This window comes from Caulobacter sp. GW821-FHT09B08 (assembly GCF_059418225.1).
Window position 1 is genome coordinate 288,941 of record NZ_JBWKPL010000007.1, and the last position, 24,747, is coordinate 313,687.

General features: G+C 69.0%; 27 protein-coding genes. 15 read left to right on the forward strand and 12 right to left on the reverse strand.

The window, feature by feature from the left end:
- Positions 1 to 420: a YkvA family protein gene (locus tag AC07OA_RS20080; RefSeq protein WP_494665586.1), complete on the reverse strand. Its 420-nt coding sequence runs from the start codon at positions 418 to 420 to the stop codon at positions 1 to 3.
- Between the two features lie 55 nt (positions 421 to 475).
- Between AC07OA_RS20080 and AC07OA_RS20085 the strand changes: the two genes are divergently transcribed.
- On the forward strand, positions 476 to 1,258 hold the full coding sequence (locus AC07OA_RS20085) for an SDR family NAD(P)-dependent oxidoreductase (RefSeq protein WP_494665587.1): 783 nt from the start codon (positions 476 to 478) through the stop codon (positions 1,256 to 1,258).
- 141 nt (positions 1,259 to 1,399) lie between these two features.
- Here AC07OA_RS20085 and AC07OA_RS20090 read toward each other — a convergent pair whose 3' ends face one another.
- The 3 genes from AC07OA_RS20090 to AC07OA_RS20100 all read right to left on the reverse strand — a co-directional run bounded on the left by AC07OA_RS20090 (position 1,400) and on the right by AC07OA_RS20100 (position 3,195).
- Positions 1,400 to 2,011 (reverse strand): CC0125/CC1285 family lipoprotein, encoded by a 612-nt coding sequence (locus AC07OA_RS20090; RefSeq protein WP_494665588.1) that lies wholly within the window; start codon positions 2,009 to 2,011, stop codon positions 1,400 to 1,402.
- 101 nt (positions 2,012 to 2,112) lie between these two features.
- Entirely contained in the window at positions 2,113 to 2,748 is a 636-nt protein-coding gene (locus AC07OA_RS20095; RefSeq protein WP_494665589.1) for a LysE family translocator, read from the reverse strand.
- A 42-nt stretch (positions 2,749 to 2,790) separates the two neighbouring features.
- Positions 2,791 to 3,195 (reverse strand): MAPEG family protein, encoded by a 405-nt coding sequence (locus tag AC07OA_RS20100; RefSeq protein ID WP_494665590.1) that lies wholly within the window; start codon positions 3,193 to 3,195, stop codon positions 2,791 to 2,793.
- Positions 3,196 to 3,363: 168 nt separating this feature from the next.
- Here AC07OA_RS20100 and AC07OA_RS20105 point away from each other — a divergent pair, with 168 nt between their 5' ends.
- On the forward strand, positions 3,364 to 3,564 hold the full coding sequence (locus AC07OA_RS20105; protein ID WP_494665591.1) for a KTSC domain-containing protein: 201 nt from the start codon (positions 3,364 to 3,366) through the stop codon (positions 3,562 to 3,564).
- Between the two features lie 63 nt (positions 3,565 to 3,627).
- Entirely contained in the window at positions 3,628 to 4,947 is a 1,320-nt protein-coding gene (locus AC07OA_RS20110; RefSeq protein WP_494665592.1) for a PQQ-dependent sugar dehydrogenase, read from the forward strand.
- Between the two features lie 170 nt (positions 4,948 to 5,117).
- On the opposite strand, the gene AC07OA_RS20115 is transcribed toward AC07OA_RS20110, so the two are convergent.
- The gene (locus tag AC07OA_RS20115) at positions 5,118 to 5,663 is read right to left on the reverse strand and encodes a GNAT family N-acetyltransferase (protein WP_494665593.1); all 546 of its coding nucleotides are present in this window, start codon (positions 5,661 to 5,663) and stop codon (positions 5,118 to 5,120) included.
- A gap of 40 nt (positions 5,664 to 5,703) precedes the next feature.
- Positions 5,704 to 6,381: a monofunctional biosynthetic peptidoglycan transglycosylase gene (gene mtgA, locus AC07OA_RS20120; protein ID WP_494665594.1), complete on the reverse strand. Its 678-nt coding sequence runs from the start codon at positions 6,379 to 6,381 to the stop codon at positions 5,704 to 5,706.
- 94 nt (positions 6,382 to 6,475) lie between these two features.
- Here mtgA and AC07OA_RS20125 point away from each other — a divergent pair, with 94 nt between their 5' ends.
- Together AC07OA_RS20125 and AC07OA_RS20130 are read left to right on the forward strand one after the other, a co-directional pair.
- Entirely contained in the window at positions 6,476 to 7,153 is a 678-nt protein-coding gene (locus tag AC07OA_RS20125) for a nitroreductase (protein WP_494665595.1), read from the forward strand.
- A gap of 66 nt (positions 7,154 to 7,219) precedes the next feature.
- Positions 7,220 to 7,777: a hypothetical protein gene (locus AC07OA_RS20130; protein ID WP_494665596.1), complete on the forward strand. Its 558-nt coding sequence runs from the start codon at positions 7,220 to 7,222 to the stop codon at positions 7,775 to 7,777.
- A 30-nt stretch (positions 7,778 to 7,807) separates the two neighbouring features.
- Here AC07OA_RS20130 and AC07OA_RS20135 read toward each other — a convergent pair whose 3' ends face one another.
- Entirely contained in the window at positions 7,808 to 8,827 is a 1,020-nt protein-coding gene (locus AC07OA_RS20135; protein ID WP_494665597.1) for a glycosylasparaginase, read from the reverse strand.
- Positions 8,828 to 8,900: 73 nt separating this feature from the next.
- On the opposite strand from AC07OA_RS20135, the gene AC07OA_RS20140 reads away from it, so the two are divergent.
- Entirely contained in the window at positions 8,901 to 9,644 is a 744-nt protein-coding gene (locus tag AC07OA_RS20140) for a copper homeostasis protein CutC (protein WP_494665598.1), read from the forward strand.
- A gap of 3 nt (positions 9,645 to 9,647) precedes the next feature.
- On the opposite strand, the gene AC07OA_RS20145 is transcribed toward AC07OA_RS20140, so the two are convergent.
- On the reverse strand, positions 9,648 to 10,655 hold the full coding sequence (locus AC07OA_RS20145; protein ID WP_494665599.1) for a WD40 repeat domain-containing protein: 1,008 nt from the start codon (positions 10,653 to 10,655) through the stop codon (positions 9,648 to 9,650).
- Between the two features lie 223 nt (positions 10,656 to 10,878).
- Here AC07OA_RS20145 and AC07OA_RS20150 point away from each other — a divergent pair, with 223 nt between their 5' ends.
- Together AC07OA_RS20150 and AC07OA_RS20155 are read left to right on the forward strand one after the other, a co-directional pair.
- The gene (locus tag AC07OA_RS20150; RefSeq protein WP_494665600.1) at positions 10,879 to 11,325 is read left to right on the forward strand and encodes an ExbD/TolR family protein; all 447 of its coding nucleotides are present in this window, start codon (positions 10,879 to 10,881) and stop codon (positions 11,323 to 11,325) included.
- A 159-nt stretch (positions 11,326 to 11,484) separates the two neighbouring features.
- Positions 11,485 to 11,925 carry an ExbD/TolR family protein gene (locus AC07OA_RS20155; protein WP_494665601.1) on the forward strand — a complete coding sequence of 147 codons (441 nt, stop codon included), beginning with the start codon at positions 11,485 to 11,487 and terminating at the stop codon, positions 11,923 to 11,925.
- A 178-nt stretch (positions 11,926 to 12,103) separates the two neighbouring features.
- On the opposite strand, the gene AC07OA_RS20160 is transcribed toward AC07OA_RS20155, so the two are convergent.
- Both AC07OA_RS20160 and AC07OA_RS20165 read right to left on the reverse strand, forming a co-directional pair.
- Positions 12,104 to 13,225 (reverse strand): CobW family GTP-binding protein, encoded by a 1,122-nt coding sequence (locus tag AC07OA_RS20160; protein ID WP_494665602.1) that lies wholly within the window; start codon positions 13,223 to 13,225, stop codon positions 12,104 to 12,106.
- A 47-nt stretch (positions 13,226 to 13,272) separates the two neighbouring features.
- On the reverse strand, positions 13,273 to 13,899 hold the full coding sequence (locus tag AC07OA_RS20165; RefSeq protein WP_494665603.1) for a hypothetical protein: 627 nt from the start codon (positions 13,897 to 13,899) through the stop codon (positions 13,273 to 13,275).
- Positions 13,900 to 14,167: 268 nt separating this feature from the next.
- On the opposite strand from AC07OA_RS20165, the gene rplU reads away from it, so the two are divergent.
- The 3 genes from rplU (at position 14,168) to AC07OA_RS20180 (ending at position 15,766) form a co-directional block, all read left to right on the forward strand.
- Positions 14,168 to 14,680: a 50S ribosomal protein L21 gene (gene rplU / locus AC07OA_RS20170; protein WP_494665604.1), complete on the forward strand. Its 513-nt coding sequence runs from the start codon at positions 14,168 to 14,170 to the stop codon at positions 14,678 to 14,680.
- Positions 14,681 to 14,760: 80 nt separating this feature from the next.
- Positions 14,761 to 15,030 carry a 50S ribosomal protein L27 gene (rpmA, locus tag AC07OA_RS20175; protein ID WP_494665605.1) on the forward strand — a complete coding sequence of 90 codons (270 nt, stop codon included), beginning with the start codon at positions 14,761 to 14,763 and terminating at the stop codon, positions 15,028 to 15,030.
- A gap of 202 nt (positions 15,031 to 15,232) precedes the next feature.
- On the forward strand, positions 15,233 to 15,766 hold the full coding sequence (locus AC07OA_RS20180; RefSeq protein WP_494665606.1) for a GNAT family N-acetyltransferase: 534 nt from the start codon (positions 15,233 to 15,235) through the stop codon (positions 15,764 to 15,766).
- Positions 15,767 to 15,872: 106 nt separating this feature from the next.
- Here AC07OA_RS20180 and AC07OA_RS20185 read toward each other — a convergent pair whose 3' ends face one another.
- Complete coding sequence (locus AC07OA_RS20185; RefSeq protein WP_494665620.1) at positions 15,873 to 16,781, reverse strand: hypothetical protein; 909 nt, start codon at positions 16,779 to 16,781, stop codon at positions 15,873 to 15,875.
- Positions 16,782 to 17,050: 269 nt separating this feature from the next.
- Here AC07OA_RS20185 and obgE point away from each other — a divergent pair, with 269 nt between their 5' ends.
- The 4 genes from obgE (at position 17,051) to AC07OA_RS20205 (ending at position 22,218) form a co-directional block, all read left to right on the forward strand.
- Complete coding sequence (gene obgE, locus AC07OA_RS20190; RefSeq protein WP_494665607.1) at positions 17,051 to 18,115, forward strand: GTPase ObgE; 1,065 nt, start codon at positions 17,051 to 17,053, stop codon at positions 18,113 to 18,115.
- Complete coding sequence (gene proB / locus AC07OA_RS20195) at positions 18,115 to 19,248, forward strand: glutamate 5-kinase (protein ID WP_494665608.1); 1,134 nt, start codon at positions 18,115 to 18,117, stop codon at positions 19,246 to 19,248. Before obgE ends, proB begins: the two co-directional genes overlap by 1 nt.
- Positions 19,249 to 19,662, forward strand: coding sequence for a DUF3574 domain-containing protein (locus AC07OA_RS20200; RefSeq protein ID WP_494665609.1), 414 nt, complete (start codon positions 19,249 to 19,251; stop codon positions 19,660 to 19,662). It begins immediately after the preceding gene.
- A 78-nt stretch (positions 19,663 to 19,740) separates the two neighbouring features.
- Positions 19,741 to 22,218: a glycosyl hydrolase 115 family protein gene (locus tag AC07OA_RS20205; RefSeq protein ID WP_494665610.1), complete on the forward strand. Its 2,478-nt coding sequence runs from the start codon at positions 19,741 to 19,743 to the stop codon at positions 22,216 to 22,218.
- Between the two features lie 6 nt (positions 22,219 to 22,224).
- On the opposite strand, the gene AC07OA_RS20210 is transcribed toward AC07OA_RS20205, so the two are convergent.
- Positions 22,225 to 24,549, reverse strand: coding sequence for a GH92 family glycosyl hydrolase (locus AC07OA_RS20210; protein ID WP_494665611.1), 2,325 nt, complete (start codon positions 24,547 to 24,549; stop codon positions 22,225 to 22,227).
- Positions 24,550 to 24,747 lie beyond the last annotated feature (198 nt).

Genomic DNA, 24,747 nt, shown 5'->3' on the forward strand with positions numbered 1-24,747 from the left:
TCAGTCCTCGCCCAGCTTGGCCAGATAGGCCTGGGCCTCGTCCTTGTGGCGGGGCTTGAGGTTCTTGCCGACGATGGCGATCAGGGCCGCGATCACGGCCGCGTCGTCGGTGAAGCCGATGGCCGGCAGCACGTCGGGAATGGCGTCGGTGGGCAGGACGAAATAGGCCAGGGCCGCCAGCATCATGCCCTTGGCGGCGGTGGGCGTGGCCGGATCGCGCGCGCACCACCACAGCGACAGGGCGTCGGCCGCGAACGGAACCTTGGCGGCCACCCGGCGGATCTTGGGCCAGAAGCCCTTGGCCACCCGCTGCTCGTTGACCCGCACGGTGGCCGGAACCAGCGCCTTGGCCGGGTCCAGAACCTCGCGCGCATTGGCCTCGGGGTTGACGTCGGGGGATGGTTTGGCGTCGGCGCTCATCGGGTTAAACCGCTCCTCAAGGTTTCGATTAAACGCAAGCCACGAGGAAACGTCCATGAAACTCGACAACACCGTCGCCGCCGTCGTCACGGGCGGGGCCTCGGGCCTCGGCGAGGCCACCGCCCGCGCCCTGGCCGCCCAGGGGGTGAAGGTCGCCCTGTTCGACATGAACGAGGAGCGCGGGACCCAGGTCGCGGCCGAGATCGGCGGGGTGTTCTGCAAGGTCAACGTCACCAGCGACGCCGACGTCGACGCCGGCTTCGAGAAGGCCCGCGCCGCCCACGGCCAGGAGCGCATCCTGGTCAACTGCGCCGGCACCGGCAACGCGGCCAAGACCGCCAGCCGCGACAAGGCCACCGGCGAGACCAAGCACTTCCCGCTCGACGCCTTCGACCGCATCATCCAGATCAACCTGGTGGGCACTTTCCGCTGCATCGCCAAGTCGGCCAAGGGCATGCTGGACCTGGAGCCGGGCGTCGACGGCGAGCGCGGCGCCATCGTCAACACCGCCAGCGTCGCGGCCGAGGACGGCCAGATGGGCCAGGCGGCCTATTCGGCGTCCAAGGGCGGCGTGGTCGGCATGACCCTGCCCATCGCCCGCGACCTGATGAGCGAGGGCATCCGCGTCAACACCATCCTGCCGGGCATCTTCAACACCCCGCTGATGAACGGCGCGCCCGAAGCGGTGAAGGCCGGCCTGGCGGCCTCGGTGCCCTTCCCCAAGCGCCTGGGCAATCCCGAGGAATACGCCCAGCTGGCCCTGACGATGATCACCTGCGGCTATTTCAACGGCGAGGACGTGCGCCTGGACGGCGGGATCCGGATGGCGCCGCGGTAAAGACAGCGGCCGGGGACATGCACTTGTGCGTGTCCCCAACAGCAAGCGCCGCGCCAGGACTTGGGGACACGCACAAGTGCATGTCCCCGGCCGTGGAAGAAGAAAGGGCCGCTTCCCCGGGGAAGCGGCCCTTCTCGTTTCTTACTTCGCCACCGGCCGCTGAATGCTCGGCGACAGGTTGGCCAGGATTTCGCGGGCGTCGTAGGCGCGGGGATCGCCGGACGGCTTGGCGCCCTTGTGCATCACGATCTCGGCGCTGGCCTCGAACTTCTGGATGGTGCGGACCTCGGCCTGGCTGAAGAAGGGGTCGCCCCAGTAGGGATCCCAGGCGCGCCAGCCGCCGTAGGCCGGGCCGTAATAGCGCCACGCCGGACGCCAGTAACCGTAGCCGCCGTAACCGTAGCCATAGCCGAACGGACGGCCGAAGGGGTCGCCGTCGATCACGGTGCGGGCGTCGCGGTCGGTGCGGCGGTCGGCGGTCTCGAACCAGTCATAGCCCTGCTGGGTGGTCAGCTCGGCGGCCCGGTACAGCAGGTAGCGCTCGACGGTTTCGCGCGAGGTCAGGCTGTTGCCGGCGAAGGTGACGCGATAGCGGTCGCCTTCCAGGCGCTGATCGGAGAAACCGCCCGTGGCCTGCTGCCCGGGCACGTTGGGCTGGTAGGGGGTGGCGGTGGCGCAGGCCGTCAGCAGGGCGGCGAGCGCCACGGCGGCGACCAATCCGGCCTTGCCGGACAAGGTCTTGCGAATAGTCATGACGCATTCCTTCACTAGGAAAAGCACGTTTCGTCCCGTTCAGCGTAATGCATGGCCCAGCTTTGTGGTTTCGCCAAGGCCAATGCGTTTCACGCCTGAGATCAGCCGCGCGAGACGATCAGGACGGCGGCGGCGATCAGCAGCACCCCGACCATCACCGCGAACCCCTTGCGGAAGCCCGGTTCGTTCATCCGCGAGGCCAGGGCCGCGCCGCTGAGGCCGTAGGTGCTCATGCTGATCACGTCCATGCCGATGGTGGCGGCGGCGAACATCAGGAGCTGCGGGACCAGGGGCCGCTGGACGTCGATGAACGGCGGCAGCACCGCGCCGAAGAACAGCAGGATCTTGGGATTGGCGATCTGCACCGCGAAGCCGTCGCGGAAGGCCGAGCGGCCCATCTTGAACGTGCGGTGGGTCTCGCCGGGTTCGCCCTTGTCCTTCACGGCCGACCAGATCGACTTGAGTCCCAGCCAGACCAGATAGACCGCCCCGGCATAGGCCAGCACGTGAAAGGCCTTGGGGAAGGCGATGATCAGCGCGCCCAGGCCCAGGGCCGAGCAGGCGAACCAGACCAGGGTGGCGGTGTTCATCCCCGCCACGCCCAGCAAGGCCGCGCCCTTGCCCCGCTGCATGCCGGTGGCGATGGCGAACAGGTTGGCGGGACCCGGCGTCAGAGCCATGACGAACATGGCCGCCAGGAAGGCGCTGTAGCGGGTGGGATCGACGGGCAGGGTCATGGCCCCGCTATAGCCAAGCCCCGCCCGCCGGAACAGACAAGGCTAGGCCCCGACCGCCACCAGGATCCAGATGACCCGTCCCAAGGCGCCGAACAGCAGGACCGCCGTCGCCAGGGCCTGGATCGCGAAGCCGATCTCGCGCTTCTTCGGATCGGCCACATAGCCCAGGGCGTAGAGGATGCGGCCGAAGATCCAGACCACCCCGGCGATCGTGGCGATCAGGTCGCTCCAGTAGATGGCGAACAGCCACAACGACGGCAGGAAGATCACCAGCCATTCCAGAGTGTTGGCCTGGACGCGGATATGGCGTTCGAGGACGGGATCGCCGGTCATGGCCGGCGCCTGGATGCCCGACTTGGCGCGCGCCCCGCCGATGCGCAGCGTCATCCAGACATAGACCAGCAGGGCGACCAGCGTGACGATGGCGACCCAGGAATGCGGTTGCATATGTTCTTCCTCCCCCGGCTCCTGTGAAGCGGAGCCTTGCAGATCGGGACTACACCCCAGTTCGCGCCGGAATGCACCCTAAACAGGCGCCGGGAAAACCCTTGGGAACCTCCCTCGACGGCCATGCGCTTTTCACGGCAGACGATCCTCATGCGGAGGCTTTTTGCCATGCGTGTCGACTCCACCGCGATCCAGCAAATCGAATACGAGCCCGAACACGGCAAGCTGTTCGTGACGTTCCACGACGGCGACGAGTACGTCTATGTCGGGGTGCCGCCCCGGGTGACCGAGGCCTTCGAGCGGGCGCCGTCCAAGGGCCGGTTCTTCCAGCGGATGATCCGCGACCGATATCCCTATAACCGGGTCTGACGCCCCCTTCCCTTTAGCACCGCCACAACGCTAGATCGCAGAAGAATCTGCGGGGGAAGCGGCGTGGCGTTGCGAGGACTGGCTGTCGTTCTGAACATGGGCCTGGCCCTGATGGCCGGCGCCGCCGAGGCCGCGCCGCGCGTGAACTACGCGACGGCGGGAACCTGCGACGGCCTGCCCCGCCTGCCCATCGAGACCCAGGCGGGGATGTGCGCTGGCCTGGTGGCCGGCCCCACGCCCGGCGCCTTCTCCACCCGGCAGATGCGCCTGCCCCGCACCCTGGTCCAGCTGGACGCCCGCACCTGGCTGGTGGCTGATCTCGGCGACTGGACCCGGCCGCGCGGCACCATCTGGAAGCTGGTCCTGGCGCCCGGCCAGCCGGCCCAGCCGACGCCGCTGCTGACCGGCCTGTCCCTGCCGCACGGCCTGGCGCTTGGGCCCGACGGCCTGGTCTATGCGGGCGAGATGAGCCGGATCTTCCGCTTCGACCCGCGCGCCGCCGCCCCGGCGTCCACGGTCCAGGACGTGGTCACGGGCCTGCCCGACAACAAGCTGCACGACAACCGCCACCCGCTGTCGCAGTTCGTCTTCGCCCCCGACGGCGCCCTGCTGGTCAATGTCGGCGCGCCGTCCGACCAGTGCCTGGACGCCAAGGCGATGCGGGTCGGGACCGACCGCTGCGACCAGTCCGAAGGCCCCGAACTCACGGCCGGCATCCGCCGCTACGCCCTGGTCGCGCCAGGCCGCTGGGACACGAAGTTCACCATGCTGGCGCGCGGCCTGCGCAACTCGGTCGCCCTGGCCGTCCATCCGTCGGGCACGGTGCTGCAGGCCGAGAACAGCTACGACCTGGCCGACCGCTGGAGCCCGTTCGAGGAGGTGAACGTCATCCAGGCCGGCCACCACTACGGCTGGCCCTACTGCATGGACATGGCCACGCCCACACCGGGCGCCTGGGCCGGGGCGATGGACTGCGCCTCCAGCGCCCACACGCCGCCCACGGTCCTGCTGCCGCCCCACGTCGCTCCGCTGGCCATGACCTGGTACCAGGGCGCGATGTTCCCGGCCCTGAAGGGCAAGCTCCTGATGAGCTGGCACGGCTACCGCTCGACCGGCGGACGCTTGGTGGCCTTCGACGTCGACGCCAAGGGCGTGCCGGTGGCCAAGGCCAAGGCCGTCTACCCTACCTATCCGACCGGCTCGCGTCCGTTCGGCGCGGGCCCTGCGGCTGAGGCGCTGATCCTTACCCCAGGCTGGGGCCGGGTCGAGAGCAAGCGCCCGCAAGGGACGCCGGTGGGGATCACCGTGGCGGCCGACGGCGCCATCTGGGTGGCCGACGACAAGAACGGGGCGATCATCCGGTTCAGCGTCGATAGGCCCTAGGCTGGAAAAGACGCCGCAGACGCCCCCTCCGTCACGTCGCTGTTAGCGACGCGCCACCTCCCCCGTTTCACGGGTGAGGAGAGATGGGCCCGGCTTTTTCTCCTCACCCGCAAAGCGGGGGAGGTGGCGCGAGGCGCAGCCTCGTGACGGAGAGGGCGTCCATCACCGCGTCAGCCCGCCCGCCGCGCCTTCCATTCCTCCGCCGTCTGGCCCCACAGGTGGGCCTCGACGTCCTGATAGGGCTCGGGCAGGCGGCCCACCTCCAGGAAGCGCGAGCCGATCCGCTGGGCCACCTTGATCGAGGCCAGGTTGGCCGGGTCGATGCAGTGGACCAGGCGTGTCCAGCCCAGGTGGTCGATGGCCCAGTCCATGGTCGCGGTCGCCGCCTCGACGGCGTAGCCCTGGCCATGGGCGGCGGGGTGCAGGCTCCAGCCCACCTCCGTGCCCGGCCAACCCTCGGGCCGCCAGGGACCGACCCGGCCGACCCAGGCGCCGGTGGCCTTCTCGATCAACGAGAACATGCCGAAACCGTTGATCGCCCACGAGCCGGCCATGGTGGCCATCATCCGCCAGGCCTGGGACCGACTCATCTGGCCGCCGATGAAGCGCGCGGCCTCGGCGTCGGCCATCAGCTCCGCCCAGCCGTCCAGGTCCTGGGTGGCCGGCGGGCGCAGGATCAGGCGAGCGGTCTCCAGGGTGGGTCCGGGTGCGATCATGGGGCGTCCTCCTGCCCCACCTCTAGCTCAACCCTGGCGGTCAGGCCACGCAGGCCGCCAGGCCCTCGCGGCGCACCGCCCCCGAGGCCTTGCCGATCTTGCTGGAGCGCTTCTTCACATAGCGGCCTGGATTGACCGCCTTCCACTTCAGCGGGCTGGGCAGGATCGCCGCCAGGCGCGAGGCCTGGACCGGCGTCAGCTGGTCGGCGCCGACCTTGAAATAGGTCCGCGAGGCGGCCTCGGCGCCGTAGAGGCCCGGGCCGTATTCGATGGAGTTCAGATAGACCTCCATGATCCGCTTCTTGCCCCAGAAGGTCTCGATCAGCACCGTGAAATAGGCCTCCAGCCCCTTGCGCAGATACGAGCGGCCCGGCCACAGGAAGACGTTCTTGGCGGTCTGCTGGCTGATGGTCGAGCCGCCGCGAATTTTCCGGCCCTTCTCGTTGTTGGCATAGGCCTTCTGCAGGGCGTCGAAGTCGAAGCCGTGGTGGTCGCAGAACCGGGCGTCCTCGGCGGCGATCAGGGCGCGCGGCAGGGCGGGCGAGACGTCGTCGATGGGCCGCCACCTGTGGTTCCAGCCCTTGCCCTCGGTCAGGCGGATGACCATCAGCGGCGTCGCGGGCGGCGGCACGAAGCGGTAGATCAGCACCGTCAGCACCGGGCCGGCCACCAGCACGATGAACAGCGCCACCAGGATGTTACGCACCAGCACCTTCACGGATTCGTCCTTGCCTTGACGTTGCGGCCGGATGCTAGCCAAGCCGTCATGATCTGTCGCGGGACATAGCCGCGCATCGGTTAGGGAGCTCTTGATGACCGAGTACCGCACCGTCTCCGAAGCCATCCAGCGTCGCATGTCGGTTCGGGCCTTCAAGCCCGATCCGGTGCCCGGCGCGGTGGTGCGCGAGCTCCTGGAGACCGCCGCCCGCGCCCCGTCGGGCGGGAACCTCCAGCCGTGGGTGGTCCATGCGCTCACAGGCCAGCCACTGGCCGACTTCAAGGCCCAGGTCGCCGCCCGGCTGATGGACCGCGACGAGCCCGAATACCACGTTTATCCGCCCAACCTGTGGGAGCCCCTGCGCACCCGCCGCTTCCAGGTGGGCGAGGACCTCTACGGCGCCCTGAACATCCCCCGCGAGGACAAGCTGGGCCGCCTCACCCAGTTCGCCAAGAACGCCGAGTTCTTCGATGCGCCCGTGGCGGTGTTCTTCTCGGTGCACCGCGACTGCGGCCCGCCGCAATGGTCGGACATCGGCATGTACATGCAGAGCCTGATGCTGCTGGCCGTTGAGCGTGGGCTGGATACCTGCGCCCAGGAGTTCTGGTCGGTCTACGGCAAGCTGGTGGCCACCTTCCTGGACCTGCCGGAAGACCACATGCTGTTCTGCGGCCTGGCCCTGGGCTATCGCGACGAGACCGCGCCGATCAACAACTGGCGCTCGCGCCGCGCCCCGTTCGACGAATGGGCGGCGATGCGGGGGTTCGACTAGGCCGGCCCTCTTGCCCTCGGTGTCGCGAGCGTCCTAGCTGTGCGCTCGAACGGGGGGACAATGACGATGAAACGGAGCCTTTTGATCCTGTCGCTGGCCGTGGGCATGGCGCCGGTCGGCGCCCAGGCCCAGACCACGCCGCCGTCGGCGACCAGCACCGTCGCGCCCGAGGCCAATCCCGAGGACGTCAAGTCGGTCGACGCCATACTGGCGGCGCTGTACGGCGTGATCTCGGGCGACAAGGGCGTGGCGCGCGACTGGCCCCGCATGCGGTCGCTGTTCTATGCCGACGCCCGACTGACCCCCACCGGCCGCAATCCCGCCGGCGCGGTCGTCGCCCGCCCCCGGACCGTGGAGACCTACATCACCGGCTCCGAGCCGATCCTGGTCGGCCAGGGCTTCCACGAGGTCGAGATCCACCGCAAGGTCGAGCGCTACAGCCGCATCGTCCACGTCTGGTCCACCTACGAGGCCCGCCACAGCCTGTCGGACGCCAAGCCGCTGCTGCGCGGGATCAACAGCATCCAGCTGTTCGACGACGGCCAGCGCTTCTGGATCCTGAACATCGCCTGGTCGCAGGAAACCCCGGAAACGCCGATCCCGGCGGAGTATCTGCCGAAGTAGGGCGGGGCGTCGCAGCGGACGCCCGCCTCGTCAGAAAAAGCTCTCCCCCGCCTCCAGCCGATCCTGTCGCGCGCCGTCGCACAGGGCGTAGCTGAAGCCTTTCTGGATCGACCAGGCGCCGACCTCGCCGGTCTTGCTGAGCGCCAGGAACCCCACCTGGATGTCCTTGGCGGCCGGCTTCTTCTTGAGGATGCGGGCCACGGCCTCCTTGCAGGCCTCCTGCGGCGAGCGGCCCTGGCGCATCAGCTCCACCACCAGGAAGCTGCCGACATTGCGGATCACCTCCTCGCCCACGCCGGTGGAGGTGGCGGCGCCGACGTCGTTGTCGACATAGAGACCGGCCCCGACGATCGGCGAATCGCCGACCCGGCCGCGCAGCTTCCAGGCCATGCCGCTGGTGGTGCAGGCGCCCGAGAGGTTGCCCGCCGCGTCCAGGGCCAGCATGCCGATGGTGTCGTGATTGCCCGCCCCGCCGGGCGTGCCGAGCCGGCCGGAGGTCTTGCCGTAGTCGCCGACCTCGCTGTTGGCTTTGGGGGCGTATCTGGCGTCCTTCTTCCAGGCCTCCCAGGCCGCGCGGGATTCGGGGGTCAGCAGCTCCTCGCGCGGGAAGCCCTGCTCCTGGGCGAACTGCAGGGCCCCGGCCCCGACCAGCAGGACGTGCGGGGTCTTTTCCATCACCGCCCGGGCCACCGAGATGGGATGGGCGATATGCTCCAGGGCGGCGACCGCGCCGCAGTTGCCATGCTCGTCCATGATCGAAGCGTCCAGCGAGACGTGGCCGTCGCGGTCGGGATAGCCGGCCCGGCCGACGCTGTGGTTCTTCAGGTCCTGCTCGGGCACACGGGCCCCGGCCTCGACAGCGTCCAGCGCCCGGCCGCCCTTGCCGAGGATCGCCCAGGCCGCCTGGTTGGCCGGCACGCCGAAGTCCCAGGTGGAGATCACGCAGGGGCGGGTCAGCTGGATGCCGGTTCCGGCGGCCGAGGCGGCGCCGGCGCCCATCAGGCTCGATCCGACCAGGGAGGCGCCGATCAGGCCTCTGCGATTCAGCATTGGGTGTGCTCCCCGAAAAGTGGTTCAAGAACGCCGTTTCGAATCTCGTAGCACGGCCCTCGAGGAGACCAAGATGTCCGACCGCGTGATCCTGGAAGTCTGTGTCGACACGCCCGCCGGACTGGCGGCGGCGATCGCCGGCGGCGCCGATCGCATCGAGCTGTGCTCGGCCCTGGCCTTGCAGGGCCTGACCCCGGCCCCGTCCCTGATCGCGATCGCGGCGGAGGCGGAGATCCCGATCTATCCGATGATCCGGCCGCGCCACGGCGACTTCGTCTATGACGACCGCGACCTGGACGCGGTGATGCGCGACATCGACGCCGTGCGCGAAGCCGGCCTGGCCGGGGTGGTGATCGGCGCCAACCTGCCCTCGGGCGAGCTGGACGCCGACGCCCTGGCCACGCTGGTCGCCCACGCCGAGGGCCTGGGCGTGACCCTGCACCGCGCCTTCGACCTGACCCCCGACCCGTTCGCGGCGCTGGAAACCGCCATCGACCTGGGCTTCGAGCGCATCCTGACCTCGGGCTGCGCGCTGAACGCCATGGCCGGGCACGAGACCATCGCCGCCCTGGTCAAGCAGGCCGACGGCCGCATCGCCATCCTGGCCGGCGGCGGGGTCAATCCGACGAACGTGGCCGAGCTGGTGGCCCGTACCGGCGTGAGCGAAGTCCACGGCTCGTGCAGCGCGCCGATGGTCGAGGGCCTGGCCAAGGGCCACGAGCACCGCGCCCACGAACTGGGCTTCGTGCCCGACGGGCTGCGCGATACGGACCAGGCCGTGGTCGAGGCCGTGGTGAAGGTGCTGCGGGGGCTCTAGCGCCTAGAACCGCGTATCCAGCGCCGGCACCACGATCACGCCAGCCTCGCCGTCCTCGTCGCCCCAGGCCAGCCGCGCGCCGTCGGCCGAGACCGACAGGGCGCTGATCGCCGCCCCTTTCTCAGCCTTGAGGGTCTCGATGCGACCGGACCGCATGTGAGCGGCCCAGATCTTGCCGTTGTCCTGGCCGGCCACGGCCACCGGCAGGGCGTCGACGCCCGCCACCCGCACCACCATGGAGTCGCGCGAGAAACCGATCTCGGCGGCTTCCTTGCCCATCGGGCCGTTGGCGCCGGCGAACGGCCAGACCACCGCGCCGTTGGCGCCGGCGGTGACCATCAGGTTGCCCTTGTCGAAGAAGTCCAGGCTCTTGATCTTGGCCGGATAGCCGCCCATCCGCATGTCCTTGCCGTCCGACAGCCGCCAGCCATGCAGCTGGCTTTCCTGCATCGACGAGACCAGGAACTTTCCGTCCGGGCTGAAGATCACGGCGATGTGGCTGCCGGCCCACTTCATCACCTGCGGCTTCTGGCCCTCGATCTTGGCCCACCACAGCGACACCCCGCCGTAGCCGGCCGTGGCCAGGCGACGTCCCTTGGGGTCGAAGGCCAGACCCGAGACGGTCTTGTCGTGGGCGAAGACGCGCAGGAACTTCGGATCGGCCGCATCGCGGACGTGGGCCTCCTTGCCGGCGGTGAAGGCGATCAGCCCCGAGGCGGCGCTGGCGGCGACGTGCTCGATCCAGCGGCCCTTGACCTCGGCAATCAGGGTGGCGGCCACCTCGTCGCCCTCGATCCGGCTCCAGACCACCTTGCCGTCGTCGCCCCCGGTGACGATTCCCCGGCCCGAGGGGTGGACGGCGGCGGCCAGCACCGCGCCGTCATGGGCCTCGACCGTGACGAACCCGTCCTCGTTCTCGAATCGGACCGTGCCGTCGCCCAGGGCGAAGGCGGCGCGACCGGCGCGGTCGAACAGGGCGGCGGTGACATAGGCGTCGAAGGAATAGATCATCCGCGCGCCATACCGCGCCCGAACGCGGGCGCCTAGTACGCCGGCTTTCCCCCATAGGGCGAGCAGAGGCCCACTTGAACGACGTTCGGCCAAAAAGAGTCACAAAAGGGGTTGCCATCGCGCCGCGTCGTCGGGCTTTACTTCCGCGCCCGTCTGAGCCAGACGTGGCCCTCTAACATTTTCGGGACCGCCGAGAGGGCGGCCCTTGGGAGACAGTCAGGCTATGGCGGCTAAACTCTCTGGCGGTGGTGGCGGTCGCTACTCCCTGGGTCAGAACTCCGAAATCAACGTCACGCCCTTCGTCGACATCCTGCTGGTTCTGCTGATCATCTTCATGGTCGCCGTTCCGATGGCGACCGTGGCGATCAAGGTCGACCTGCCGCCGGCGGTGCCGACCCCGCAGCAAGAAAAGCCTAAGAAGCCGATCTTCATCTCGATCCAGAAGTCGGGCGCTCTGTACATCGCCGAGAAGCAGACCAGCCTCGACAACCTGCAATACGACCTGGAAGGCGCTTTCGTCAGCGAAGGCCAAGCCGGTCCGAAGGACGATCAGCGCGTCATGGTTCGCGCCGACGCCGACGTGACCTATGCCGACTTCATGGGCGTGCTGAACGCCCTGCAGACCGGCGGCTGGTACAAGGTCGGCCTGATCAACGAAGACATCCACTAAAGGGCGTCTTCCGCGATCGACGGAAAATCAGGGGCCGGGCGGAAACGTCCGGCCCCTTTTTCGTGCCTGGAGCACAGCACTTTACAAATGTAAAAAACGCGAGAAACTACACCTGTAACTTCAATGTCCCGGAACGGGGCCGACGGGAGGAGACAGGTCATGGCGGCGAAACTGGCGGGCGCGGGCGGCGGCGCCTATTCCATGCGGCAGAACGCGGAGATCAACGTCACGCCCTTCGTCGACATCCTGCTGGTGCTGCTGATCATCTTCATGGTCGCCGTGCCGATGGCGACCACCGCGATCAAGATCGACATGCCGCCGCCTATGCGGACCGACACCCCGCCCAAGCCGCCGGTGCTGATCAGCATCCAGAACTCCGGCGCCCTCTACCTGGCCGGCCGGCCCACCAGCCTGGACGCCCTGACCGGCGACCTGGCCGCCGAGTTCGCGAACGCCGGCCAGACGGGTCCGCGCAAGGACCAGCGGCTGATGGTCAGCGCCCAGGCCGACGTGCCGTACGAGGCCCTGATGGGCGTGATCGACCGCGCCCACGACCAGGGCTGGACCCAGATCGGGATCGTGAACGAAGACATCCACTAGCACCTTCCTTCTCCCCTTGCGGGAGAAGGTGTCAGCCGAAGGCTGACGGATGAGGGGTCGCACAGACGACAAAAGCCGCGACCGGCCTTTCGGCTTGTCGCGGCCTTTCTGTTCTTCAACCCCTCACCCGACCGCCTTCGGCGGCCACCCTCTCCCGCAAGGGGAGAGGGGTCTAGCTTCAGGCCACCGTCGCCTCGAAGCCGGCCTTCAGTTCGGCCTCGTCCAGGTCGCGGCCGATGAAGACCATGCGGCTGTAGCGCTTGTCCTTGTCGGTCCAGGCGCGCTGGAAGTCGCCTTCCAGGATCATGTGCACGGCCTGGAACACCAGGCGGCGGTCCTCGCCCTTGACGTCGATGATGCCCTTGGCGCGCAGGATGTCCGGGCCGCGACGAGCCAGGAGGTCGTTGAGCCAGGCGGTGATCTTCTGGCCGTCCACCGGCTTGTCCAGCGTCAGGGAAATGCCCTTCACGCCGTCGTCGTGGATGTCGCTCTTGTGGTCGTGGCCGTGATGATGCCCATGGTCGTGATCGTGACCGCAGTGCTCGTCGTGCACGTGGTCATGATCGTGGTGGTGGTGGCCGTGATCGTGGCCATGGCCGCAGTGCTCGTCGTGGACGTGGCCGTCCTCGCCGTGGGCCGGGTTCAGGAACTGCGGCTCCAGTTCGGTGATCCGCTCCAGGTCGAAGCTGTGCTTGCCGATGATGGTGGCCAGCGGGACGTTCGAGCGCTGGGCGCGATGGATCGGGGCCAGCGGATTGATGCGCTTGATGCGCGCCTCGACGTGGCGCAGGTCGTCTTCCGAGACGAGGTCGGTCTTGTTCAGCACGATCTGGTCGGCGAAGGCGATCTGCTCGACGGCTTCCTTGCTGTCGCCCAGGCGCAGCAGGATGTGCTTGGCGTCGACCACGGCGGTGACCGAGTCCAGATAGGTGCGGGCCTTGACGTCCTCGTCGACGAAGAAGGTCTGGGCCACCGGGCCCGGGTCGGCCAGGCCCGTGGTCTCGACCACGATGGCGTCGAGGCCGCCCTTGCGCTTCATCAGGCCCTGCAGAACCCGGATCAGGTCGCCGCGCACCGTGCAGCAGACGCAGCCGTTGTTCATCTCGAACACTTCTTCGTCGGCCCCGACCACCAGGTCGTTGTCGATGCCCACCTCGCCGAACTCGTTGACGATCACGGCGTATTTCTTGCCGTGCTCCTCGGTGAGGATGCGGTTGAGAAGCGTGGTCTTGCCGGCGCCGAGATAGCCGGTCAGCACGGTGACGGGGATCTTGCCGGGAGTGGAAGCAGCGTTGGTCATGCGCGCTATTTAGGAGCGATGGCGCTCCGGGGGAAGCGGGGGAGCCCTCAGGTCTTCAGAAACGCCACCGCCGCGCCGATCAGGATCAGGGCCGCGCCGAGGATGATCTCCTCGTATTGCTCCAGCCGGTCCAGCCCCAGGCGGTTGAAGCCGGCGAGACTCAGGCCCGTGAAGATCAGCATCCCGGCCGACGTGGCGGCCAGCAGCACGGCGCTCAAGGTCACGAAGCCGGCCACGCCGTGCTCCATCCCCGCCAGATAGTAAGGCAGGAAGGCCTCGCACGGCGACAGGGTCAGCAGCACCACCAGGGCGGTGATGGCGGCGCGGTCCGAAGCGAACTTGCGGCCGGTGTCCATCGTCGCGTGCTTGTGGCGGCCGCGCAGCAGATAGAAGACGCCGAACGCCGCCATCAGCCCGCCGACGATCCAGTGGAAGGCGCCGCCCACGTGCGGCTGGGCCACCAGGCCCGCGGCGACGACCGCCAGGCCCAGCACGATGGTCAGGCTCACATGGCCCAGCCCCGCCAGCAGGGTGACGCCCAGGGTGCGGCCCGTCGTCCATTTCTGGGCGCGGCCCACCAGCACGAACGGCAGCCAATGCGTGGGCAAGGCCGCGTGCAGAAAGGCCACGGCGAAACCGGTGGCGGCGACGGAGGCGAAGAAGGTCGAGTTCACGTCGACGGCTATAGCCTGTTATAAAGTAACACGCCAGGGCCTTGCGTCGACTTCGTGCGCGACAGGCTGTCTATCCGGGATGGGACTATATAGCCCCGTCCCCCGGTTTGGCGCGGCCGGCCCCGCGTCGCGATTTTCGTCAAGCGACAAGGCGCCGGCGCCGTTGACTCACGGACTTTCGACGGTATAAGTGCGCCCCTCTCGCCCGCAGGGTCTCCCAGCGGGCGTTCCCCATTTTGCGAACGCACGTTTCTTAAGGCGCTAACCTATGTACGCGGTGATCAAAACCGGCGGCAAGCAGTACCGGGTCCAAGCCGGCGACCTGCTGGTTGTCGAAAAGCTCGACGGTGAACCTGGCGCGGAAGTCGCTTTCGGCGAAGTCCTGATGCTTGGCGAAGGCGAGGCCGTGACGGTCGGCGCCCCTCTCGTGGAAGGCGCGGTCGTGACCGGCGCCCTGCTCGAAACCCGCAAGGGCGAGAAGGTGAAGATCTTCAAGAAGATCCGGCGCCAAGGCTATCGCCGCACCCGCGGCCACCGCCAGACCGAGTCGGTCGTGCGCGTGACCTCGGTCGCCGGCGGCGGCAAGGAAACCAAGTGGGACGGCGTCATCGACCTGACCCCCAAGGTGATCCTGAACGCCCGCGCCCGCGGCCTCGGCGACGCCGCCGTCCCGGCGACGATCCCCACCGCTCCGGTCAAGGCCGAAGCCGCCGCTGCTCCGAAGAAGAAGGCCGCGCCGAAGAAGGCCGCCGCCGACACCGCTCCGGAAGCCGAAGCCTGAGACCCTGACGGGTTTCGTTGAACGATCAACTTGATCCAGGTCTCATCTGAGAAACCGGATCTGGGAACTAGGAGGCCACTATGGCTCACAAGAAATCTGGCGGCTCGTCCAGCAACGGTCGCGACTCGGAATCGAAGCGCCTTGGCGTGAAGAAGTTCGGCGGCGAGAAGGTTCTGGCCGGCAACATCCTCGTGCGCCAACGCGGCACCAAGTTCTATCCGGGCGCCGGCGTCGGCATCGGCAAGGACCATACCCTCTTCGCGCTCGTGGAAGGCGCGGTGAAGTTCATCACCAAGCGCAACAATCGGACCTACGTGAACGTGGCTCCGGTGGCCCAGGCCGCCGAATAGCGCGAACCTCGTAGAAACCGGGTCGCGCTTTCCTCAAGAAAGACGATCCGGACAGACGAACCTAAGCGGGGAGTCCGGAACGCCGGGCTCCCCGCTTTTGTTTTGTCCACGCTCGAAATTTTCCGGCCATGAAAGGACCCCAGGCCTGAAATCCGAGCGTCACGGTCCCCACCTAGAAGGACCGAGAACGGGAGGACGCGCCATGTGCGTGATCGAGAAAACCCCCACCATCGAAACGCGGCGGCTGACGCTGCGCGCCCCGGCGTTCGAGGACGCGCCGCGCATCGGTCGCCTGGCCGGCGACTTCGCGATCGCCCGGATGACCACCCGCATGCCCTGGCCCTACGCCCAGGCCGACGCCGACGACTTCGTGGCCCGCGTCCAGGTCCAGGATCGGCGCAAGGACGCCACCTTCGTCATCGAGCTGGAGGACGAGGGCGTGGTCGGCGTGCTGGGCTTCTTCACCCCGGCCGACGGCCATCTGGAGGTCGGCTACTGGATCGGCCGTCCTTACTGGGGGCGGGGCCTGGCGACCGAAGCCGCCCAGGGCGCCCTGGCCTGGGCCAAGAACGACTGGCGCAAGAAGCTGGTCGTGGCCGGCCACTTCGCCGACAACCCCGCCTCGGGCCAGGTGCTGGTCAAGGCCGGCTTCCTCTATACGGGCGTCGTCGAGCACAAGCCGTCGATCGCCCGCGGCGAGACGGCGACCACGCGGATGATGGTGTGGCTGGCCTGAAGCGTTTTCGAGCGAAGTGGACGCCGGTTCGCGTGAAGAAAACGCGTAAGAACAAAGGAATCTAGAGCGCGTTTGATCCCTCAGGAGCAAATGCGCTCTAGGAGCGTTAAGCGGCGCGGTGGGTCGCGATGACCTTCTGCGGGCCTTCGCGGAAGCGCTTCTCGGCCACCACGATCCGCTCGCACAGGGCGTCCAGGTCGCTGAGCAGCGAATAGGTGGCGTAGATGGGAATCTCCATCATGGCCACCTGGGCGCGGGGCATGAACTCGCAGTACTTCTTCCACGAGACGTGGCCGTCGCGCGCGTTCATGGCCCGCTGGCCCAGGGGGTTCCACAGGTTCAGGCCCATCAGCTCGTCCCGGCACTCCTTCATCACCGGCAAGGCGATGTAGAGGAACAAGAACGTCGGCGTGGCGGCGCGGCCGAACTGCGGCTGCACCTGCATGTGCCAGATGCGGAAGGCCTCGAAGAAGTTGGCCTTGCGAGCCGGATCCGGCGGCAGCCACTGCAGGTCGGGATTGATCAGGTCGGCGGCGGCGCCCGAACGCTTGACCAGCTCGTCGGCGCTGCGGCCGTCGGCCATGGTCTTGTTCAGGGCGTTGATCGGGATGGCCAGGCGCTTGGCGACGTCCGTATAGGCCACCTGGCGGCCGCCCATCGGCGTCCACTGGCCGAAGTTGGCGGCGTTCGGCGCGCTGGCCCGCTTCATGGCCGCGGCCTGGTGCAGAAGCTGGTTGGCCTCGCGGTTCTTGGCCGCCTGCTGGCGATCGAATTCCTCTTCGTGGGCGGCCTGCTCGTCGGCCGTCATCCACCGCGCCCGGCCGGGGCCGTAGGTGCGCTCGTTGCGATTGATCAGCACCAGGCCGTGGTCGCTGGACGGACGCGGCCCGATGTCGGTCAGGAAGCAGCGGAAATCACGCCAAGTGCCGGTCACGCCGGTGCCGCGGCTCATCAGGATATTGCGATGGACCGAAGCCTCGTGGGCGTACTTGCGGCAGAGAGTCGGCAGCGTCAGCTCGACGAGGTCCTGCTTGAACTCCGCACTGACGTCCTGATTATTCGCCAACGCCAGCCTCCCTGCGCGACACGTTCCGAAAATAGCGGTCGCCCGCTTGGGACCGTTTGTCGCATTGTCTCTTTTAACATTTCGTCACGATGGCGAACGCGGTTCAGTGCGTCATAGCGACGCTTGAGCCCCGAAAATCGGGCTTTCCAGCCCCTGTAACGCTTGCCCGGCAACCGTTTCGGCTCGACGCGAAAGCCGCCTTGCGACAAAAGACGCTCATGAAATTCTTGGACCAGTGCAAAATCTTTGTCCGCTCCGGCAACGGCGGCGGCGGCGCGGTCTCGTTCCGACGCGAGAAGTACATCGAGTACGGCGGCCCCGACGGCGGCGACGGCGGACGAGGCGGCGACATTTGGATCGAGGCCGTCGAGGGCCTCAACACCCTGATCGACTATCGCTACCAGCAGCACTTCAAGGCCGGGACGGGCGTCCACGGCATGGGCCGCCAGCGCCACGGCGCGGCGGGCGAGGACGTGATCCTGAAGGTCCCCGTCGGCACCCAGGTGCTGGAGGAGGACAAGGAGACCCTGATCGCCGACCTGGACCAGCCGGGCATGACCCTGCGCCTGGCCAAGGGCGGCAACGGCGGCTGGGGCAATCTGCACTTCAAGGGCCCGGTCAACCAGGCTCCCAAGTTCGCCAATCCCGGCCAGGAGGGCGAGGAGCTGTGGGTGTGGCTGCGCCTGAAGCTGATCGCCGACGTCGGCCTGGTGGGCCTGCCCAACGCGGGCAAGTCGACCTTCCTGGCCGCCGCCACCGCCGCGCGGCCCAAGATCGCCGACTATCCGTTCACCACCCTGACCCCGAACCTGGGCGTGGTCGACCTGTCGACCAGCGAGCGCTTCGTGCTGGCCGACATCCCCGGCCTGATCGAGGGCGCCAGCGAGGGCGCGGGGCTCGGCACCCGCTTCCTGGGCCACGTCGAGCGCTCGGCGGTGCTGATCCACCTGGTGGACGCCACGCAGGAAGACATCGCCGGCGCCTGGACCACGATCCGGGGCGAGCTGGAAGCTTATGGCGACGAGTTGGCCGACAAGTCCGAGATCCTGGCCCTGAACAAGGTCGACGCCCTGGACGATGAGACCCGGGCGGCCAAGATCGCCGAGCTCCAGGCCGTGGCGGGGATCAAGCCGCTGCTGGTGTCCGGCGTCTCGGGCGAGGGCGTCACCGCCCTGCTGCGCAAGGCCTATACCCAGGTGCGCATCCGCCGGGGCGACGCGATCGAAGAGATCGAGGACGACGAGGATCACGTCGAGGAGACCCCCGGGGGCTGGAAGCCGTAATGAGCGTTTCGGGGGGAGCGCTCGCCAAGGCTCGGCGCATCGTGTTCAAGGTCGGCTCGGCCCTGCTGGTCGACGCCGCCGGCGGCGCGCCCGACCGCGCCTGGCTCGACGCCTTCTGCGCCGACGTCGCTCGCCTTCGGGCCAGGGGCCAGCAGGTGGTGGTGGTCTCGTCGGGCGCGGTGGCCCTGGGCCGTCGCCGCCTGGGCCTGACGGGCCGCAAGTCCCTGACCCTGCCCGAGAAGCAGGCCGCCGCCGCCGCCGGCCAGTCGGTGCTGATGCGGGCCTGGGAAGAGGCGCTGGAGCCGCACGGCGTGGTGGCCGCCCAGATCCTGCTGACCCGCGACGATACCGAAACCCGCCGCCGCTGGCTGAACGCCCGCGCCACGGCCGAGACCCTGATCGCCCTCAATGTCGTGCCCGTGGTCAACGAGAACGATACGGTGGTGACCGAGGAGATCCGCTACGGCGACAACGATCGCCTGGCCGCCCGGGTGGCCCAGATGGTCGGGGCCGACCTCTTGGTGCTGCTGTCCGACATCGACGGCCTCTACACCGCCGACCCGCGCCGCGATCCCAGCGCGACCCATATCGAGCGCGTCTCCGAGATCACGCCCGAGATCGCCGGCATGGCCGAGGGGGCCAACGCCTCGGCGGGCGTGGGCACCGGCGGCATGGCCACCAAGATCGCCGCCGCCCGCATCGCCCGGGCCGCCGGCTGCGCCACCCTGATCACCCTGGGCTCGCGCCCCGCCCCGCTGCAGGCCATCGAGGACGGCGCCAAGGCCACGGTGATCGAGGCCGGGGCCAGCCCCGCCGCCGCCTACAAGGCCTGGATCGCCGGCTCGCTGGCCCCCCAGGGCTGGCTGACCGTCGACGCCGGCGCCGCCGCCGCGCTGCTGAACGGCAAGAGCCTGCTGTCGGCCGGGGTCCGCGCCGTGGAGGGGCCGTTCGACAAGGGCGACGCCGTGCGCGTTCGGGACGAGACCGGCCGCGAGGTGGCCCGGGGCCTGGTCCGCTACGACAGCGCCGACGCCCACAAGATCGCCGGCCTGCGCAGCGACGCCATCGAGGCCGAGCTGGGCTTCACCGAAGGCCCGATGATCCACGCCGACGACCTGGCGGTAGGAAGCTAGATGCGGGCCGCCGCGCCGCTGCTGCTGGCTTGCGCGGCGTTGCTTTCCGGTTGTTCGACCTTTTCGCCCGCCGCATCGTGTCCGGCGGGCCAGAGCCCCGGCCGGACCGTGCAGCTGTTCTTCGGCCGCAATATCGGCGACCGGTTGGGCGTCTCCGAGACCGACTTCGCCCGCTTCGTCGACGAGGAATTGACTCCGCGCTTTCCGGGCGGCTTGACCGTGCTGGACGCGACCGGCCAGTGGCGCTCGAACGCCGGCGTGATCGGACGCGAACCGTCCAAGATGGTGATCCTGGCCCTTCCTGGCCTCAGGGGCGAGGACGCCAAGCTCGACGCCGTCCGCACCGCCTATCGGGACCGCTTCGACCAGGAAGCCGTGCTGATCGTCACCCAGAAAGCTTGCCTCGGCTTCTAGCCCAAGATTGCACCATGTGAGCATTCGTCTCATTTTCTGAAATCGATCGCGCCGCGCGACGGTTGGGAGGAGACGGACTTGCTGGCATCGACCGCCCGGATCGCGACCCTTCTCGTCGCGCTGCTGTGGACCTCCGCCGCCCTCGCCGCCCCGACCTGGATTCTCGACCGTCCGGCGCCCGGCGCCTTCGCCCTGGCCGGCGCCGACGGCCCGGCAGAGTTGGTCCTGGCGCCGGACGACGCTCCCGTGGTCGGTCTGGCCGCGCGGGGTCTGGCCGACGATCTGGCCGCGGTCACAGGCCACGCGCCCGCTGTCCGCACATGGGGAGAGGCCGCGCCGGGGCGCCCCCAGGTCTGGATCGGGACCCTGGGCCGTCACCCCGCCATCGACCGCCTGGTCGCCGCCCGGCGCCTGGACGTCTCGAAGCTGAAGGGCGCCTGGGAGAGCTTCGCCGTCGTCGTGGTCGACAGGCCCGCGCCCGGCGTGCCCCGCGCCCTGGTGATCGTCGGCAGCGATCGGCGCGGGACCGCCTATGGCGTCTACGAGCTGTCGCGGGCCGTCGGCGTCTCGCCCTGGCGCTGGTGGGCCGACGTGCCGCCGCCGCGCCGCGAGCGGCTGTATGTCGCCGCCGGAACCCGGCGCTTCGGCCCGCCGTCGGTGAAGTATCGCGGCATCTTCCTCAATGACGAGGACTGGGGCCTGCAGCCCTGGGCGGCCCATACGTTCGAGCCGGAGACCGGCAATATCGGACCCAAGACCTACGCCAGGGTCTTCGACCTGCTGCTGCGGCTGAAGGCCAACACCCTGTGGCCGGCCATGCACCCGACCACGGCCCCGTTCAACGGCGACCCGGCCAACGCCGCCCTTACCAACGCAGCCTTGGCCGACCGCTACGCCATCGTCATGGGCTCGTCCCATGCCGAACCGATGTTGCGCAACAATGTCGGCGAGTGGACGGCGCCGGCCGAGGCCTACAATTACGCGACCCATCCCGACGGCGTGCTGGCCTACTGGCGCGAGCGGGTGGCGTCCAACGGCGGGTACGAGAGCCTCTGGACCCTGGGCATGCGCGGCATCCATGACAGCGGCATGGTCGGGGCCAGCGACCTGGAGGGCCGCAGGGCGCTGCTGGAGAAGATCTTCGCCGACCAGCGCCGGCTGCTGGCCGACAAGGGCGTCGCCAACGCTCCCCAGGTGTTCACGCCGTACAAGGAGGTGCTGGACGTCTATCGCGGCGGACTGAAGGTCCCCGAGGACGTCACCATCGTCTGGCCCGACGACAATTTCGGCTATATCCGCCAGTTCCCGGACGCGGCCGAACGTCGGCGGCCCGGCGGATCGGGGGTCTATTATCACCTGTCCTATCTGGGCGCGCCGCTGTCCTACATCTGGCTGTCGACCACCCCGCCGGCCCTGATCCAGCAACAGATGGGCCAGGCCTTCGACCTGGGCGCGCGGCGACTGTGGGTGGCCAATGTCGGCGACCTCAAGCCGGCCGAGATCGACACCGAGCTGTTCCTGGCCATGGCCTGGGACATCGACGGCTTCCGCGCGGCCGGCTGGCGGGGCTTCCTGGCCGACTGGGCGGCGCGCGAGTTCGGACCCGAGGCCGCGCCGGAGGTCGCCGACCTCATGGCCCGCTGGTACGGCCTCAACTTCGAGCGCAAGCCCGAGCACCTGCAATGGTGGCTGCCCGGCCAGAAGCCGCGCATGAGCGACCTGTCTCTGGACGCCGCCGCCACGCGCCTGGCCGCCTTCGACGCCCTGGTCGCCCGGGTCGACGCCGTCGCGGCCCGGCTGGGACCCGACCGGCTGGACGCCTTCTTCGAACTGGTCGCCTATCCCGTGAAGGCCGCGGCGGCGGCCAATCACCGGTTCTTCGACGCCGAGGCCCATGACCGCCTGGCCGACGCCGACCCGGGGCAGGCCCGGCGGCGCGGGGCCCTGGCCCGCCAGGCGGACGCCGAGCTGTCGGCCCTGACCGCCCGCTATAACGGCCAGGTCGCCGGCGGGAAGTGGCGCGGCCTGATGGCGGTCGAGCCGGCCGACGGCCAGTGGAAGTCGTTCCGTCTGACGCCCCCGGTGCTGCCCGCCGCCGCTCTGGTCGAGCCCGCCCCGGCCCCGCCTCCCGCTCCGGCCGCGCCCGATCCGAAGGCGCCGATCCTGGTCCCGGCCGAGTCGGTTTCGGGCGCCGGCTGGACGCTGGTCGAGGGCCTGGGGCGCGGCGAGGGCGCGATGCGGTCCGGCCCGGCCGGGACCGTCCTGGTCTACGCGCCGACCCTGCCCGAGGGACGACGGGTCCTGTCGATCGACCTGATCCCGACCTTCCCGTTGACCGCCGGCGGAGCCCTGGAACTGGCCGTGTCGGTCGACGGCGCCGCCCCGGTCGAGATCGCCGTCAAGCGCGAGCCGGGCGACGCGGCCTGGGTCCACGGAGTGCTGGACGGCCGGCTGATCGTGGCCACGGGCCTGACGCTGGACGGCGGCCCGCACCGGATCGTGGTGACCTCGCGCGGCCCGGGCGTGCTGGTGGACGGGTTGAGGTTCAGCCCCTGAGCCCCCTTACTTTCCGTACCCCGTCATCGACATCGGCCGATCCTTCGCCCCGCTGGCCCAGGTCTTGTTCGGCTTGGCGCTCATCGTGAAGACCAGCTCGCCGCCCGCCCGGATCTCGGCGTCCCGCACGAAGCTGCGCGTCAGCGGCTTGCCGTTCAGCGTCACCGAGCCGACGTAGGGCGCGGCGTCCGACAGCCCCACGGCCTTCACCGTGAAGCGCTTGCCGCCCTCCAGGTTCAGGGTCGCGCTCTCCACGAACGGCCGGCCGATCACATACTCGTTCGAGCCCGGCGCGACGGGATAGAAGCCCAGGGCCGTGAACACCAGCCAGGCCGACATCTGGCCCAGGTCGTCGTTGCCCGACAGGCCATCGGGCGTGGGCTTGTACTGGCTCTTCACGATCTGGGTCAGCCGCTCCTGGGTCCGCCAGGGGGCGCCGGCGTAGTCGTACATGTAGGCCACGTGGTGGCTGGGCTCGTTGCCGTGGATGTACTGGCCGATCAGGCCGGCGATGTCCTCGGCGTGGGAGTAGTCGATCTTGGAATTGTCGAAGTCGAACATGGCGTCCAGCTTCTTCACCGTCGCCGCGTCGCCGCCCAGCAGGCGGACGATCCCGCCCAGGTCCTGGGGCGCGAACCAGGAATATTGCCAGGCGTTGCCCTCGGTGTAGTCGCTGCCATAGTTGATCGCCGTCGGGTCGAAGGGCTCGCGGAACGTCCCGTCGCTCTTCCTGGCCCGCAGGAAGCCGGTCTTGGCGTCGAAGCTGTTCCTCCAATAGCCCGCCCGCTTCTCGAAGGTCGCGGCCACGTCGTTCCGGCCCATGGCCTTGGCCATGCGGGCGATGGTCCAGTCGTCATAGGCGTATTCGACGGTCTTGGAGGCGGCCTCCGGCTCCTTGTCGATGGGCGCATAGCCCAGCGTCATGTAGTCGCCCAGACCGCCGTAGGGCGCGTAGGTCGCGCTCTTGACCATGGCGTCCAGGGCCGCCTTCTCGTCGAAGCCCCGCAGGCCCTTCATGTAGGCGTCGGCGATCACCGGCACGGCGTGATAGCCGATCATCGTCCAGGTCTCCTGGCCGTGGAACTGCCAGACCGGCAGGATGCCGTAGGGGCTGGCCTGCTGGGACGCGATCAACGAATTGACGATGTCGGCGGTCTTCTTCTCCGGCTGCACCAGGGTCAGCAGCGGGTGCTCGGCGCGGAAGGTGTCCCACAGCGAAAACGTGGAGTGGAAGGTGAAGCCGTCCGCCTGGTGCACCGCGTTGTCCGGTCCACGGTAGCGGCCGTCGGCGTCGCCGAACACGCTGGGCGCCAGGAGGGTGTGGTAGAGGGCGGTGTAGACATTGGTCCGCATCGGGGCCGGGGCGGCGATCTCGACCGCGCCCAGGGCCTTTTCCCACTCGGCCTTGGTGCGGGCCCGAAGGCCGTCGAAATCGAAGCCCTTCTCGTCGCTGTCGAGATTGGCGACAGCCCCGGCCTCGCTGACCGAGGAGAGGGCCACCTTCACCGTCAGCGGACCGTCGATCGCGCCGAAGTCGAAGACCCCGACCAAGGCCCGCCCCTCCAGCTGGGCGCGGTCGAAGGCGGTGCGGCCCGGCTGGGCGAAGCCGCGATAGGGCACGGCCTCTTCCTTGTTGTAGAGCGCCTTGCCGGCGAGGGGCTTGTCGAAGCGGATGGCGAAATAGAGCTGGCGGCCGGGCGCCCAGCCCCGGGTCTCGCGCATGCCGGTCACCGTGCCGTCCGGCGCCACGCGGATCCGCGACCAGCTGACCTTGCCCGGATAGTTGTAGATCGAAGACCGCAGATCGAGCAGCACCTGGGCCCGCGCGCCCTTGTCGAAGGTGTAGCGGTGCAGGCCCGTGCGCAGGCCGGCCGTCAGCTCGGCCCGCACGTGGCTGTCGGTCAGGGTGACGGCGTAGTAGCCGGGCTGGGCGATCTCGCCGTCGTGGGTGAAGCGCGAGCGGTAGCCGGAGCCGGGCTTGTCGGCCTCGCCGGGCTCCAGTTTCGCCTCGCCGCTGACGGGGGCCAGCAGCACGTCGCCGAGGTCGGAGTGGCCGGCGCCGGAGAAGTGGGTGTGCGAGAAGCCCAGGATCGTCGGGTCGCCGTGGCGATAGCCGGCGGCGCGGGCGTAGCTCTGCTTGAACGGCAGGATATCTGTGTCGGGGCTGAGCTGGACCATGCCGAACGGGGCGACGGCGCCGGGGAAGGTGTGGCCGTCGCCGCCCGTGCCGATGAAGGGATCGACGGCGTCGTAGGGGCTCTTGGCCGCCTGGGCGAAGGCCGAGCCCGCCGACAGCGCCGCGACCGCGGCCAGCACCAGTCCAAGACGCATGGGATTCTCCTGACGTATCGCGGGACCCTAGCGGGGGTTTGGGTGGGGCGTCCACTTGCCCCCTTCGCGCCTTCGGCGCTCCTTCCCCCATAGGGGAAGAGGATGCGGTTGTGGCGGCGGCGCGGCGTCCTCCGCCCCCTACGGGGGCGGACAGACCGCGAAGCGGTCAGGTGGGGGCAAGTGGGTGTGATCCCACGC